Source organism: Serratia fonticola, from assembly GCF_001006005.1.
In the GTDB taxonomy this organism is placed as follows: Bacteria; Pseudomonadota; Gammaproteobacteria; order Enterobacterales; family Enterobacteriaceae; genus Chania; species Chania fonticola.
This window is the reverse complement of the sequence record NZ_CP011254.1, coordinates 961,523-975,600: the sequence shown is the minus strand read 5'-3', so window position 1 is coordinate 975,600 and position 14,078 is coordinate 961,523. Positions and strand designations below refer to the sequence as shown.

Annotated in this window: 13 protein-coding genes; 10 read left to right on the top strand and 3 right to left on the bottom strand. The window is 56.6% G+C overall.

Features of this window, described 5'->3' with window-relative positions; all coding sequences use genetic code 11:
• The first annotated feature begins 133 nt into the window (after window positions 1–133).
• The 7 genes from nudF (at window position 134) to WN53_RS04170 (ending at window position 6,874) form a co-directional block, all read left to right on the top strand.
• Window positions 134–766: an ADP-ribose diphosphatase gene (nudF, locus tag WN53_RS04200; protein WP_021179513.1), complete on the top strand. Its 633-nt coding sequence runs from the start codon at window positions 134–136 to the stop codon at window positions 764–766.
• A complete protein-coding gene (locus WN53_RS04195) occupies window positions 767–1,192 on the top strand; it encodes a DUF1249 family protein (RefSeq protein ID WP_021179514.1) in 426 nt (141 codons plus the stop codon).
• Between the two features lie 27 nt (window positions 1,193–1,219).
• Complete coding sequence (gene cpdA / locus WN53_RS04190; protein WP_024483030.1) at window positions 1,220–2,047, top strand: 3',5'-cyclic-AMP phosphodiesterase; 828 nt, start codon at window positions 1,220–1,222, stop codon at window positions 2,045–2,047.
• Window positions 2,047–2,622 carry an esterase YqiA gene (gene yqiA, locus WN53_RS04185; protein WP_024483029.1) on the top strand — a complete coding sequence of 192 codons (576 nt, stop codon included), beginning with the start codon at window positions 2,047–2,049 and terminating at the stop codon, window positions 2,620–2,622. The genes cpdA and yqiA overlap by 1 nt, the downstream gene beginning before the upstream one ends.
• A gap of 89 nt (window positions 2,623–2,711) precedes the next feature.
• Window positions 2,712–4,607 (top strand): DNA topoisomerase IV subunit B, encoded by a 1,896-nt coding sequence (gene parE, locus WN53_RS04180; RefSeq protein WP_021179517.1) that lies wholly within the window; start codon window positions 2,712–2,714, stop codon window positions 4,605–4,607.
• A 92-nt stretch (window positions 4,608–4,699) separates the two neighbouring features.
• A complete protein-coding gene (locus WN53_RS04175; RefSeq protein ID WP_024483028.1) occupies window positions 4,700–5,599 on the top strand; it encodes a LysR family transcriptional regulator in 900 nt (299 codons plus the stop codon).
• 339 nt (window positions 5,600–5,938) lie between these two features.
• Complete coding sequence (locus tag WN53_RS04170) at window positions 5,939–6,874, top strand: IS110 family RNA-guided transposase (RefSeq protein WP_024483027.1); 936 nt, start codon at window positions 5,939–5,941, stop codon at window positions 6,872–6,874.
• A gap of 48 nt (window positions 6,875–6,922) precedes the next feature.
• Here the strand turns inward: WN53_RS04170 and WN53_RS04165 are convergent, their stop codons facing one another.
• Together WN53_RS04165 and WN53_RS04160 are read right to left on the bottom strand one after the other, a co-directional pair.
• The gene (locus WN53_RS04165; RefSeq protein ID WP_024483026.1) at window positions 6,923–7,234 is read right to left on the bottom strand and encodes a putative quinol monooxygenase; all 312 of its coding nucleotides are present in this window, start codon (window positions 7,232–7,234) and stop codon (window positions 6,923–6,925) included.
• Between the two features lie 45 nt (window positions 7,235–7,279).
• Window positions 7,280–7,861: an NAD(P)H-dependent oxidoreductase gene (locus tag WN53_RS04160; RefSeq protein WP_024483025.1), complete on the bottom strand. Its 582-nt coding sequence runs from the start codon at window positions 7,859–7,861 to the stop codon at window positions 7,280–7,282.
• Between the two features lie 278 nt (window positions 7,862–8,139).
• Here WN53_RS04160 and parC point away from each other — a divergent pair, with 278 nt between their 5' ends.
• The 3 genes from parC to ftsP all read left to right on the top strand — a co-directional run bounded on the left by parC (window position 8,140) and on the right by ftsP (window position 13,087).
• Window positions 8,140–10,413 (top strand): DNA topoisomerase IV subunit A, encoded by a 2,274-nt coding sequence (gene parC / locus WN53_RS04155; RefSeq protein ID WP_024483024.1) that lies wholly within the window; start codon window positions 8,140–8,142, stop codon window positions 10,411–10,413.
• Window positions 10,414–10,714: 301 nt separating this feature from the next.
• A complete protein-coding gene (locus tag WN53_RS04150; protein WP_046808020.1) occupies window positions 10,715–11,446 on the top strand; it encodes a 1-acylglycerol-3-phosphate O-acyltransferase in 732 nt (243 codons plus the stop codon).
• 225 nt (window positions 11,447–11,671) lie between these two features.
• The gene (gene ftsP / locus WN53_RS04145; RefSeq protein WP_024483022.1) at window positions 11,672–13,087 is read left to right on the top strand and encodes a cell division protein FtsP; all 1,416 of its coding nucleotides are present in this window, start codon (window positions 11,672–11,674) and stop codon (window positions 13,085–13,087) included.
• Here ftsP and WN53_RS04140 read toward each other — a convergent pair.
• Window positions 13,084–13,998, bottom strand: coding sequence for a LysR family transcriptional regulator (locus WN53_RS04140; RefSeq protein ID WP_037411332.1), 915 nt, complete (start codon window positions 13,996–13,998; stop codon window positions 13,084–13,086). The two genes, ftsP and WN53_RS04140, sit on opposite strands and share 4 nt — an antisense overlap.
• Window positions 13,999–14,078 lie beyond the last annotated feature (80 nt).

Genomic DNA, 14,078 nt, shown 5'->3' with positions numbered 1-14,078 from the left:
ACTGGGCTATTTGCATCGGCGCTACCTGATATCATGGTTCACAATCTAACACAAAGCGGGTGAAGATAATCCCGCCGTTTCTGTCATCAAATCCCTTTATTTTGCCGGCATAATCACACAGGAGAATTCGTAGATGAACCGCTCGCAACCTTCACCCGTTACTTTCGACAAAAATGATGTAGAAATTATTGCACGAGAGACGCTATACCGTGGTTTTTTTTCACTCGACTTATATCGCTTTCGCCATCGTCTGTTCAACGGTGAGATGAGCGGTGAGGTCACTCGCGAAGTTTTTGAGCGCGGCCATGCGGCGGTGTTGCTACCCTATGATCCCATCAGGGACGAAGTGGTGCTGGTTGAACAACTGCGGATCCCGGCCATTGATAGTTCAGCTTCTCCTTGGCTGCTGGAAATGGTTGCGGGTATGATCGAAACGGGAGAAAGCGTTGAAGACGTATGCCGCCGCGAAGCATTGGAAGAGGCTGGCGTGGTGGTGGGGCGCTGCAAGCCAGTGCTGAGCTATCTGGCCAGCCCTGGTGGCACCAGCGAACGCCTGTCTATTATGGTCGGCGAGGTTGACGCCCTGACGGCCGAAGGGATCCACGGATTGCCCGAAGAGCATGAAGATATCCGTGTCCACGTGGTCAGCCGCGAACAGGCTTACCGCTGGGTTGAAGAAGGCGCGATTGATAATGCCGCATCAGTGATTGCATTGCAGTGGCTGGCGTTGCACCATGAATCGCTTAAAGCAGAATGGGCCAACTAAATGCAAAAGCGCTATACCCCTGACTTCCCCGAAATGATGAGATTGTGTGAAACCAACTTCGCGCAATTGCGGCGTTTGATGCCGCGTAACGACGAAGTCGATGAAACCGTCACTTATCAGGTGAATGGCGCCCACTATCGTCTGACTATTGTTGAATCTACCCGTTACACCACGCTGGTGCAGATTGAGCAGACTGCGCCTGCGGTCAGCTACTGGAGCCTGCCTGCGATGACGGTGAGGCTGTACCACGACGCGATGGTTGCGGAAGTGTGTTCAAGTCAGCAGATCTATCGGTTTAAAGCGCGTTATGATTATCCGAACAAAAAGTTGCATCAACGCGACGAAAAGCATCAAATTAACCAGTTTCTTGCTGATTGGTTGCGCTACTGTTTAGCGCATGGAGCAATGGCGGTTCCGGCTTGTTAGGCAGAATGAGATAACAAAGGACACCATTTGGAAAGCCTGTTTAGACTGCCCGTGGCGAGTGGGGCCAAGGTCAGGATCCTACAAATAACTGATACCCACCTGTTTGCTGGCAAGCATGAGACCTTGCTTGGCATAAATACCTATGCCAGCTATCACGCGGTGCTGGATGCGGTGATCGCGCAGCAGCGTGAGTGCGACCTGATCGTGGCAACCGGCGATCTGGCGCAGGACCATTCCCAGGCGGCATACCGGCACTTTGCCGATGGCATCACCCGTTTGCCCGCGCCCTGTGTCTGGCTGCCGGGGAACCACGATTTTCAGCCTGCGATGGTAGATGCACTGGCCGCTGCCGGTATCTCGCCTTCCAAGCAGGTGCTGCTGGGGGACAACTGGCAGGTGCTATTGCTGGATAGCCAGGTGTTTGGCGTACCGCACGGCGAGCTGAGCGAATACCAGCTGGAGTGGATGGAGCGTTGCCTGGAGGCTTACCCAGAGCGTTATACGCTGCTATTACTGCATCACCATCCGTTGCCTTCCGGCTGCACCTGGCTTGATCAACACAGTTTGCGTAACCCGCATACGCTGGCGGCCATGCTGTGGCGCTATCCGAAAGTGAATACCCTGCTGTGCGGGCATATCCACCAGGAATTGGATCTGGGCTGGCACGGGCGTCGGCTGTTGGCCACGCCGTCCACCTGCGTGCAATTCAAGCCACACTGCACCAATTTTACGATCGACGACGTTTCCCCAGGTTGGCGCTATCTCGACCTGTTGCCGGATGGCCGGGTGGAAACCCAGGTATTCCGGCTGGAAAACGATGACTTCCGCCCCGACATGGATTCGGACGGCTACTGATGCCTTCAACCTTACTTTACCTGCACGGTTTCAACAGCTCGCCGCTTTCGGCCAAGGCCACGGCTTTCAAAGCCTGGCTGGCGGAACATCATCCCCATATCGACATGCTGGTACCGCAGTTGCCGCCTTACCCGGCGGAGGCGGCAGAAATGCTGGAAGATCTGGTGATGGCGCGGGCAGGCCAGACGATGGGCGTGGTAGGCTCTTCGTTGGGCGGCTATTATGCCACCTGGTTATCGCAGTGTTTTGCGTTGCCAGCGGTAGTGGTAAACCCTGCGGTGAAGCCGTATGAGCTGCTGATCGACTATCTGGGGCGCAACGAGAACCCCTACACCGGGCAGCAATATGTGTTAGAGTCACGCCACGTTTATGATCTGAAAGTGATGCAGGTCGATCCCTTGGAGTCGCCGGATTTAATCTGGTTGCTACAGCAAACGGGCGATGAAATTCTCGATTACGGTCAGGCAGTGGCTTATTACACCGCCTGCCGGCAAACGGTGGAGTCGGGCGGAAACCACGCTTTCGTCGGTTTCGAGCACTACTTCCCCCAGATTGTGGATTTTTTAGGGCTATGACGCCGCAGCAACTTCAGCTATCACAGATATACTGAACAGGCAGCGGGCGATTTCGGCACCTTCCCTCAACCACGAAAAAATAATCAACGATGACTCAATCCAGCTATAACGCTGATGCCATTGAAGTACTCAGCGGTCTAGAACCAGTGCGCCGTCGTCCCGGTATGTATACCGACACGACGCGTCCGAACCACCTCGGCCAAGAGGTGATAGATAACAGCGTCGATGAAGCGTTGGCGGGCCATGCCAAGCGTATCGACGTGATCCTGCACGCCGATCAGTCACTGGAAGTGATCGACGACGGCCGCGGCATGCCGGTGGATATCCACCCTGAAGAAGGCGTACCGGCGGTTGAGTTGATCATGTGTCGTCTGCACGCGGGCGGTAAATTCTCCAACAAGAACTACCAGTTCTCTGGCGGCCTGCACGGCGTGGGGATTTCGGTGGTTAACGCCCTGTCCAAACGGGTGGAAGTCAACGTCAAGCGCGACGGTAACGTCTATAGCATTGCTTTTGAGAACGGCGACAAGGTGCAGGATTTGGCGGTGACCGGTAGCTGCGGCAAGCGCAACACCGGTACCAGCATTCACTTCTGGCCTGACGAGCAGTTCTTCGACAGCCCGCGCTTCTCGGTTTCCCGCCTGTCGCACCTGCTGAAAGCCAAAGCGGTGCTGTGCCCCGGCGTTGAAATCTACTTTATCGACAAGCTGAACAATACCGAGCAGCGCTGGTGCTACCAGGACGGCCTGACCGACTACCTGATGGAAGCGGTGAACGGCCTGATCACCCTGCCGGAAAAGGCGTTTGTCGGCAATTTTGCCGGTGATACCGAAGCGGTGGACTGGGCGTTGCTGTGGCTGCCGGAGGGCGGGGAACTGCTGACGGAGAGCTACGTCAACCTGATCCCCACCATGCAGGGCGGGACGCACGTCAACGGCCTGCGCCAAGGGCTGCTGGATGCGATGCGCGAGTTCTGTGAATTCCGCAATATCCTGCCGCGCGGCGTGAAGCTGTCTGCGGAAGATATCTGGGACCGCTGTGCCTACGTGCTGTCGGTGAAAATGCAGGATCCGCAATTCGCGGGCCAGACCAAAGAGCGGCTCTCTTCCCGTCAGTGCGCGGCGTTTGTTTCCGGCGTGGTGAAAGATGCCTTCAGCCTGTGGCTGAATCAGAACGTCCAGGCGGCCGAGCAACTGGCCGAACTGGCAATCTCCAGCGCTCAACGTCGCCTGCGTGCGGCGAAGAAGGTGGTGCGTAAGAAGCTGACCAGCGGGCCTGCGTTACCGGGCAAGCTGGCGGACTGCACCTCGCAGGATCTGAGCATGACCGAACTGTTCCTGGTGGAAGGGGACTCGGCGGGCGGCTCGGCCAAGCAGGCGCGCGATCGCGAATATCAGGCGATCATGCCGCTGAAGGGCAAGATCCTCAACACCTGGGAAGTGTCCTCAGACGAAGTGTTGGCCTCGCAGGAAGTGCATGATATCTCCGTGGCGATCGGCATCGATCCCGACAGCGAAGATCTCAGCCAACTGCGCTACGGCAAAATCTGTATCCTGGCGGATGCGGACTCCGACGGCCTGCACATCGCCACGCTGCTGTGTGCGCTGTTTGTCCGCCACTTCCGTTCGCTGGTAAAGGGTGGCCATGTGCACGTTGCGATGCCACCGCTATACCGTATCGACCTGGGCAAAGAAGTTTATTACGCCCTCGACGAGGAAGAGAAAGCCGGCGTGCTGGAGCAGTTGAAGCGTAAGAAGGGCAAGCCGAACGTACAGCGCTTTAAAGGGCTGGGTGAGATGAACCCGCTGCAACTGCGTGAAACGACGCTCGATCCCAACACTCGCCGTCTGGTGCAGTTGACCATCGATGACGAGAATACCGATCAGACCATGGCCATTATGGACATGCTGTTGGCGAAGAAGCGTTCGGAAGACCGCCGCAACTGGCTGCAAGACAAGGGCGACACCGCCGAGCTTTCAGTCTGATGCCTGTGGGGCCGCAACCGCGGCCCCAAGTTTTTACACTGTGCCATCCCTGGCGCACTGCGTGCTGCGCCCGATAACCCAGGGCGGAATGCATGAAAATCACCCTCGAAGAACTCTTGGCTTATACCTCCGTGGTCGACAGCGGTTCAATCACTGCCGCCGCCGAGCAGCTTGGCCAAACCACCTCTGGCATCAGCCGGGCGCTGAGCCGTCTGGAAAAAAAACTCGATACCACTTTATTGCGCCGCACCACACGTCGTCTGGAATTGACCGAAGAGGGGCAGAGCTTTCTGGCCCATGCGCGGGAAATTATCAACTCGGTGGAACATGCTGAGGAGCAGATGGCGCTACGTCGTCTGAACCCCGCAGGCAGGCTACGGGTCAACGCTGCCGCGCCCTTTATGGAACATGTGATCGTGCCGCTGGTTGCCGGTTTCCGCCAACGTTTCCCACAGATTGAGCTGGAGCTGAACACCGATAACCTGATTATCGATCTGCTGGAGAAACGCACCGATATCGCCATTCGTATTGGCGCATTGCGAGACTCCACTATTCACGCTCGCCTGCTGGGGGCGAGCCGGTTACGCATCCTTGCCAGCCCAGATTATATTGCCCGCTTTGGAGCACCGCCGAGTGTCGAAGAGCTAAACCACCATAGCCTGCTGGGCTTTACGCAGCCCGAGTCGCTCAACCTGTGGCCGTTGCGCCATCGACAGGCGGAGCGCTTTGCCATTACCCCAACGCTATCGGCCTCAAGCGGCGAAACGCTGCGGCAACTGGCGCTACGCGGGGAAGGGATAGCCCAATTGGCCGATTTTATGACGCGGGAAGATCAGCGGGAAGGGCGTCTGGTTCAGCTGCTGGCGGCCGAAACGTTGGATGTCCGCCAGCCGATTAACGCGGTGTATTATCGCAATGCCCAGTTGGCCGCGCGGATCACCTGTTTTCTGGACTATGTCAGCGCGCATATCACCGATGCACAGAGCCTGTAGAGCGGAGATGTCTGTTGCCCTCACCCCAGCCCTCTCCCACAGGGAGAGGGGGCTAGTACAGCGTCGTCTTCAGGGGCAGAAGTAGGGTTGAAGCAGAGGAAGTGTGCTGTAATCAAGTTGTGGCACGGACTATCCCCTTGTATGTTTAAGGTACTTTAATTACCCGCCCAAAGGCGGGTAGACTTTAACCGAGTTGTACCTGACGCTACAGCCCGATTCCCCTCAGGGACCACAAGCCCGTGGGAGAGCTTATGGCGTGGCGTCAGTTTTCCTGTTAACCCGAACAGCTGCCAGGGCGGCATCAGCCAGCCCGTATCTTACAAGGCCGGGAGACTTGAAATGACTGAACATGCAACCGTCGGTATCGACATTGCCAAAGACACTTTTGACGTATACATCGACCCAACTCGTCAGCTTCTGCATCTGGATAACACACCGGAGGGCCATCAGCAGCTGCTGAGTTCGCTCTCTGCCATCACCGTCAAGCTTGTCGTGATGGAGGCGACAGGTCGATATCACTCATTACTGGCCGCTACGCTTGAGTTGGCTGGGTTGCCTGTAGCCGTGGTCAATCCACGCCAGGTGAAGAACTTCGCTCGTGCGCTAGGGACCCTGTACAAAACCGACCCGAATGATGCGCGTATCATCTGCGAGTTTGGCCGGAGAATGGAGCCCGAAGCCCGCCCCACACCGGACGAACAGACGCAGCGTCTAGCCGGGATGGTGACCCGCCGTCGCCAACTGGTCGATAACAGGACCATGGAGATAAACCGCTATAAAAGCTGCGATGACGTGGTGGTCTCAGCGGGCATCAAGCGGCATATCGACTGGCTGACCGCTGAAATCCGGGATGCAGATGACGATATCGACAAGCAAATAAAAGTGATGCCTCTGTGGCGGGAAAAGGCGACGTTGTTGGAGGAAGTCAAAGGTATCGGGCCGACAACGATGGCGGTGCTTCTTGCGATGTTGCCGGAGCTGGGGAGGCTGAATCGGCACAAAATAAGCGCGTTGGTTGGCGTGTGTCCCTATGCCCATGACAGTGGAAAAATGAAAGGGAAGCGAAGTATCTGGGGAGGGCGAAGCGCGGTGCGTTCAGCGCTATACATGGCGACCTTGTCAGCGGTGCGGTACAACCCGACAATCAGGGAGTTCTACGAGCGCCTGACAGGGCGTGGAAAACCGTTCAAGGTGGCGGTGACCGCCTGCGTGAGAAAGCTGCTAACCATCCTGAATGCGATGCTAAGGGATAATAAAAACTGGGTGACAAATTAATCATCACCCGTTGACTTTAAACACAGCTGCTCTCCCTGTGGGAGAGGGTTAGGGTGAGGGGTTATCCAGCACATAAATGGTCGTGTCCAGCACGCTGTCCTTGATGGTTTCACGGTGCTTGAGCATGTGATCCATCTGCAGGTGCTGTTCCAGATGCGCCTGGCTCTGCCACTTCTCCAACATAAAGATCGAATCCGGCGAACGCTTCTGCCAAGGTGCCTGGGTATCGGCATCGATCATCGGCTGATAGCCGCCACAGCCTTCTTCTGCCAACACCGCTGGCAACAGCTTTTCAATCGCTTTTAAGACGCTTTCACGATGACCCGGTCTGGTTCTGATTTCTGCAATTACGGTGATCATTACGGCCTCACTGGTTAACGGTATGATTTATAAAACCCATCACAGTTAAGCAAACACTTCGCCCAGATGTGCGCGCAAACGTGCGATATCGTTGGCGATATCCGGCTGTTTGATGACGTCATTGCAGATGAAGGTCGGCAGTGCTTCCATCCCCAGGAACTGGTTGGCCTTGTGGAAGTGCAGATAAACGCCGTCTACGCCCACACCGTGGAAGAACTGGTCGGGATCGGTAAAGGCTTCCAACGGGGCATTCCAGGTCAGGCTCAGCATGTAGGTCTTGCCTTGGATCAGCCCGCCGGAACCGTATTTTTTGCTGGCATCGGAACGGGTGCGACCATCGCTGGCATACAGGCTGCCGTGGCCAGCGGTGAACACTTCGTCGAGGTATTTTTTCAGGATCCAGGGCTCGCCCATCCACCAGCCTGGCATCTGGTAAATCACCGTATCGGCCCACAGGTACTTCTGCACTTCGGCTTCGATATCATAGCCGTCATCGACTACGGTGACCTGTACATCGTGCTTGGCATCGCGCAGGAAACTTTCGGCTACGTCGCTCAGGGTCTGGTTCAGCTCACCGTTGGAGTGGCCGAATTGCTTCTTGGCGTTAATAATCAGGATATTACTCATGGATGCTGGGTTCCTGTCAGAATGTAGAATGTGATGGCCGTAAGGCATATCGTTGAAACGGAGTGTAATCCTTCCTGAAGCAGGGAAAAATGCGATCTAGCGCACAACAGTGTTGACTGTGAGTCAAGAAAGGCGGCCACTGATGGCAGAATTTCGCATAAACTGGGGCGATCGCCAGCATCAATGACCAATCCACGCAGCATCTGTGACAGCCACCCCGCAGATGGGTTACTATCGCGGGCAGAATCGACCCTTTGTCGTCTGAGGATATCTGAGTAATGAGCGAACTGACTCATGACGGTGTTGAGCGTCTACCGCTGCACACATTCACTGAAAACGCCTATCTGAACTATTCCATGTACGTCATCATGGATCGGGCGCTGCCGTATATCGGCGATGGTTTAAAGCCGGTACAGCGCCGCATTATCTATGCCATGTCGGAGCTGGGGCTGAGCAACAACGCCAAATTCAAAAAATCCGCCCGTACCGTCGGTGACGTGTTGGGTAAGTATCATCCGCATGGTGATAGCGCCTGTTATGAAGCTATGGTGCTGATGGCGCAACCCTTCTCTTACCGCTACCCGCTGGTAGATGGCCAAGGGAACTGGGGGGCACCGGATGACCCTAAATCTTTCGCCGCGATGCGTTATACAGAATCGCGCCTGTCGAAATATGCCGAAGTGCTGCTGGGCGAGTTGGGCCAGGGCACCACGGACTGGGTGCCCAACTTCGACGGCACCATGCAAGAACCGAAGATGCTGCCTGCACGCCTGCCGAACATCCTGCTCAACGGGACAACCGGTATCGCGGTAGGGATGGCAACGGATATTCCACCGCATAACGTGCGTGAAATTGCCGCCGCGGCGGTAGCCCTGATCGACAAACCAGGCTCATCGCTCGACGATTTGCTGGAGTTTGTGCAGGGGCCGGACTTCCCGACTGAAGCGGAAATTATTACCCCGCGCGAAGAGATCCGCAAAATTTACCAGAATGGCCGTGGCTCGGTACGCATGCGTGCCATCTGGAAGAAAGAAGACGGTAGCGCGGTGATCACCGCCTTACCGCACCAGGTTTCCGGTGCCAAAGTGCTGGAGCAAATCGCCAGCCAGATGCGCGCCAAAAAGCTGCCGATGGTGGAAGACCTGCGCGATGAATCCGACCACGAAAACCCGACCCGTCTGGTGATTGTGCCGCGTTCGAACCGTATCGATCTGGATCAGGTGATGAACCACCTGTTTGCCACCACCGATCTGGAGCGCAGCTACCGCATCAACATGAACATGATCGGTCTGGACAACCGCCCGCAGGTCAAAGGGCTGGTGGAGATCCTTTCCGAATGGCTGGTCTTCCGCCGTGATACGGTGCGCCGCCGCTTGAATTACCGCCTGGAAAAAGTGCTCAAACGGCTGCACATCCTGGAAGGTTTGCTGGTTGCGTTCCTCAATATCGACGAAGTGATCCACATCATTCGCAGCGAAGATGAGCCGAAGCCGGTGTTGATGCAGCGGTTTGGCATCTCTGATACGCAGGCCGAAGCGATCCTCGAGCTGAAGCTGCGCCATTTGGCCAAGCTGGAAGAAGTGAAGATCCGCGGCGAGCAGGATGAGCTGGCAAAAGAGCGCGATCATCTGCAGGCGCTGCTGGCTTCCGAGCGCAAGCTGAACAACCTGATCAAGAAAGAAATCCAGGCCGATGCGCAGGCTTATGGCGACGATCGTCGTTCGCCGTTGACCGAACGTGAAGAAGCCAAAGCCATGAGCGAGCACGATTTTGTGCCTTCAGAGCCGGTGACGATTGTGCTGTCGCAAATGGGCTGGGTGCGTAGCGCCAAGGGCCACGATATCGATCCGAGCGGCCTGAGTTACAAGGCTGGGGATAGCTTCCTTGCCGCCGCACGCGGCAAGACTAACCAGCCGGTGGTGTTCATCGACTCGACTGGCCGCAGCTATGCGCTTGATCCGCTGACGTTGCCTTCGGCACGTGGCCAGGGTGAACCGTTAACCGGTAAGCTGACGCCACCGCCAGGTGCCACCATCGAGCAGGTGCTGATGGCTGCGGACGATCAGAAGCTGCTGATGGCCTCCGATGCTGGCTACGGCTTCGTGTGTACCTTCAACGATCTGGTCGCACGCAACCGCGCCGGTAAGGTGATGATCACCCTGCCGGACAACGCCAAGGCACTGCCGCCGATGGAAATCCACGGCAGCGACGATATGCTGCTGTCAATCAGCACCGCTGGCCGTATGTTGATGTTCCCGGTCGCCGATCTGCCACAGCTGTCGAAGGGCAAGGGCAACAAGATTATCTCGATACCGTCGGCGCAGGCCGCCAGCGGGGAAGATAAACTGGCCTGGCTGTTCGTATTGCCGCCGCAGACCTCGATCACCCTGCACGTGGGCAAGCGCAAGCTGAAACTGCGCCCGGAAGATCTGCAGAAATTCCGCGCCGAGCGTGGCCGTAAAGGCACGTTGTTGCCACGTGGCCTGCAGCGTATCGATCGGGTTGAGGTGGATATGCCAGAGCGCGAATCGTTGGGTGACAGTGAAGAGTAAAGCGGTGATATACCCTGCATGGGTGCAATAAATTGCGCCCATGCGATCTCGGGTATTCCTACTAGGGGCGCTGCACGCTGCGCCCGCTTAGCTGCATGCTTCGCTCGTTCAGGCTTTTTTATCCTGATGTTTTTTAAGTTAGTTAATTTTTCCGGCTATAAATTTATTGTGCCGATCGCTGGCTGGCGGGAAAATAGAGAACTTAGAAGCGCCGCGCGTTCTTCCGCCTGCGCTCCTCATACAAAAAGAAATCTTCCCTGCCGCTCAGCGGCCGGGTTGGCAGTGTGCTAATGAGGTTGTTATGTTATTGATATTACGTGCGATCATTGTCACGGTCTATTGCCTGTTGGTGAGTTTTTTCGGTTCGCTTTACTGCTTGTTCAGCCCGCGTAACCCCCGCCATGTAGCGACCTTTGGCCATCTGTTTGGTCGCCTGTCGACAGTGTTCGGCATCAAGGTTGAACTCCGTAAGCCTGCTAGCGCGGACAATAACGGCAAATGTATTTACATTGCCAACCATCAGAACAACTACGACATGGTGACGGTTTCTAATGCGGTACAGCCACGCACCGTGACCGTGGGCAAAAAAAGCCTGGTGTGGATCCCGTTTTTCGGCCAGCTTTACTGGTTGACCGGTAACCTGCTGATCGACCGGGATAACCGCGCTAAAGCCCATGGCACCATTGCTCAGGTGGTGGATGCCTTCAAGAAACAGGACATCTCGATCTGGATGTTCCCGGAAGGAACCCGCAGCCGTGGCCGTGGTTTACTGCCGTTTAAAACCGGTGCATTCCACGCGGCGATCGCGGCTGGTGTGCCGATTGTACCGATCTGTGTTTCTTCTACCGACAAGATCAAGCTGAACCGTTGGAACAACGGCCATGTGATTGTGGAGATGCTGGAACCTGTCGATACCAGTCATTACAGTAAAGAACAGGTGCGTGAGCTGGCGGCCCATTGCCGCGAGCTGATGAAGGCGAAGATTGACCAGTTGGATGCGGAAGTTGCCCAATTAGACGCCGCCAAAAAATAACAGTATATACCCGTCGTCTTTCAAGCTGCAGCGTTGTTATCTGCACTTGCTCACCCCAGTCACTTACCCAAAAGTAAGCTCCTGGGGATGAGCAAGCTTGTCGCCTAGCTGCAGCTTGAAATTCATAGGGTATAGGGTTAGATATTTTCATACGGCCTCATGCCGTTTATGCCCCGCTTTAGCGGGGCTTTGCACAAGGTTCAGCTTTGTTTTCATGGAGAAGATATGTCACTCAGTCGACGTCAGTTTATTCAAGCATCGGGCTTGGCGCTATGCGCGGGAACGGTGCCGCTGAGGGCTGAAGCGAGCGGGATGCCAACTCCGTTACCGATCCCGCCACTGCTGGAATCCCGCCGTGGCCAGCCGCTGTTTTTAACCCTACAACGTGCCCATTGGGCCTTTATGGACAACCGTAAAGCGTCCGTCTGGGGGGTTAACGGCATGTATCTGGGGCCGACGGTGCGGGTCTACAACGGTGACGACGTCAAACTGATCTACAGCAACCGCCTGCCCGAGCCGGTATCGATGACCATCAGCGGGTTGCAGGTGCCAGGTACCCTGATGGGCGGGGCACCGCGCATGATGTCGCCCAACGTTGACTGGTCGCCGGTGATCCCTATTCGTCAGGCGGCGGCCATCTGCTGGTATCACGCCAACACGCCGAACCGCATGGCACCGCACGTCTACAACGGCCTGGCTGGCCTATGGCTGGTCGAGGATGAAGTCAGTAAAAACCTGCCGTTGCCGAACCATTACGGCGTCGATGATTTCCCGCTGATTATTCAGGACAAGCGCCTGGATAACTTCGGTACGCCGGAATACGATCCTCCGGCGCAGGGGGGCTTTATTGGCGATACGCTGTTGGTCAACGGCGTGCAGAACCCGTTTATCGAAGTCTCACGTGGCTGGGTTCGCCTGCGCCTGCTGAACGCCTCAAACTCACGGCGCTATTCGTTGCAACTGAGTGATGGGCGGCCGATCAACGTGATCGCCAGCGATCAAGGGTTCCTGCCTGCACCGGTCGCGGTACAGCAACTTTCTCTGGCTCCAGGTGAGCGCCGCGAAGTGCTGATCGACATGTCGCAGGGGGCTGAAGTGACCCTAACCGCCGGTGAAGCGGCAGGGATCATGGATCGTTTGCGCGGTCTGTTTGAACCTTCCAGCATGCTGGTTTCCACCCAGGTACTGACGTTGAAACCGACGGGCCTGTTGCCGTTGGTCACCGACAATCTGCCGATGCGCCTGCTGGCGGATCAACTGCTGGATGGTAACGTCAGCCGCTCGCGTGAATTCCGTCTGGGAGACAAGATGGCCGGCATCAACGGGGCCATCTGGGATATGAACCGCATCGACGTACAAACGATGCAGGGCACCTGGGAGCGTTGGACCATTCATGCCGATACGCCGCAGGCGTTCCACATTCAGGGCGTGCAGTTCCTGGTGAAACGCGTCAATGGCGCACAGCCGATGGCGGAAGATCGCGGCTGGAAGGATACCGTCTGGGTCGACGGCGACGTGGAGCTGCTGGTGTACTTCAACCAGGTTTCCTCGGAGCACTTCCCGTTCCTGTTCTACAGCCAGACGCTGGAAATGGCCGATCGCGGTTCGACCGGCCAGTTTGTGGTTCAGGCTTCCGCTTAAACAGCCCCGGGCGTTCGCAGCATTTTCAGGAACGCCTTCACCACCGGTGTGGCACTTTCGGCGTGGTAGATCGCATACAGATCCGCCGAAGGGGCCGCCTGCAACGGGCAGAAACGCACGCCGGGCCACGGTATGCGCCCATAGCTGTCCGGCAGTAGCGTGATGCCAAAGCCTTCCGCCACCAGCGCCATCAAGGTCTGCGGTTCATTGACCTGATGGACGATATCTGGCGCAAAGCCATGCTGCAGACACAGGTTGTGCAGATACAGCCCCAGGCTGGCCTCGTTGGGCGGCAGCACGATAAATTTGTCATGCTCCAGAGCTTGTAGTGGGATTTCTTCCCCCGTAGCCAGTGGATGCCCCGTCGGCAGCACCACCGAGATCTTCTCCCGCGCTAATAATTGACAGGCCAGCCCCGGCAGCGCCTGTTGTTTTGCCTCACGCCAGACCCCGATATCGATATGTCGCTTCTGCAATGAGACGATCTGCTGGCTGGGAGTTTGTTCATTCAACGTCCAGGTGACCTTCTCTTCCTGCCCGGTAAAGCGTTTCAGTGCCGGGATCAAACCGCCCCAGACCGACGTGCCTACCATGCCAATCACCATATGGCCGGCCTCGCCACGGCCCAGTTGCTGCACCTGATTGAGCGCATTGCCCGCCTGATCCAGCAATGTTTCGACGTTATGGAACAGAGTGCGGCCAGCCTGCGTCAGCGCCATGGAGCGGGTGGTGCGTTTGAATAGCTCCACCCCCAGCTGGCTTTCCAGCTCTTTGATATGTTTGCTGAGCGGCGGTTGGGACATGTTCAGCCGCTGTGCGGCCTGGGTAAAGTTCATCTCCTCTGCCACCACGCGGAAATAGTGCAGCAGGCGAAAGTTGATCCGGCTAGGGTCGGGTAGTGGCTTTTTCATGTTTGTTCGGGCCTCCCGATGCAGGGTATTTATAGGTAAACAGAATAAATCAGCGGGCAACAATGTATTGGTCGCCACCC

What these genes read in the sequence shown, in the direction of transcription:
- nudF (WP_021179513.1), top strand. Translation starts at nt 134, where the DNA reads ATGAACCGCTCGCAACCTTCACCCGTTACTTTCGACAAAAATGATGTA.
- WN53_RS04195 (WP_021179514.1), top strand. Translation starts at nt 767, where the DNA reads ATGCAAAAGCGCTATACCCCTGACTTCCCCGAAATGATGAGATTGTGT.
- yqiA (WP_024483029.1), top strand. Translation starts at nt 2,047, where the DNA reads ATGCCTTCAACCTTACTTTACCTGCACGGTTTCAACAGCTCGCCGCTT.
- parE (WP_021179517.1), top strand. Translation starts at nt 2,712, where the DNA reads ATGACTCAATCCAGCTATAACGCTGATGCCATTGAAGTACTCAGCGGT.
- WN53_RS04175 (WP_024483028.1), top strand. Translation starts at nt 4,700, where the DNA reads ATGAAAATCACCCTCGAAGAACTCTTGGCTTATACCTCCGTGGTCGAC.
- WN53_RS04170 (WP_024483027.1), top strand. Translation starts at nt 5,939, where the DNA reads ATGACTGAACATGCAACCGTCGGTATCGACATTGCCAAAGACACTTTT.
- WN53_RS04165 (WP_024483026.1), bottom strand. Translation starts at nt 7,234, where the DNA reads ATGATCACCGTAATTGCAGAAATCAGAACCAGACCGGGTCATCGTGAA.
- WN53_RS04160 (WP_024483025.1), bottom strand. Translation starts at nt 7,861, where the DNA reads ATGAGTAATATCCTGATTATTAACGCCAAGAAGCAATTCGGCCACTCC.
- parC (WP_024483024.1), top strand. Translation starts at nt 8,140, where the DNA reads ATGAGCGAACTGACTCATGACGGTGTTGAGCGTCTACCGCTGCACACA.
- WN53_RS04150 (WP_046808020.1), top strand. Translation starts at nt 10,715, where the DNA reads ATGTTATTGATATTACGTGCGATCATTGTCACGGTCTATTGCCTGTTG.
- ftsP (WP_024483022.1), top strand. Translation starts at nt 11,672, where the DNA reads ATGTCACTCAGTCGACGTCAGTTTATTCAAGCATCGGGCTTGGCGCTA.
- WN53_RS04140 (WP_037411332.1), bottom strand. Translation starts at nt 13,998, where the DNA reads ATGAAAAAGCCACTACCCGACCCTAGCCGGATCAACTTTCGCCTGCTG.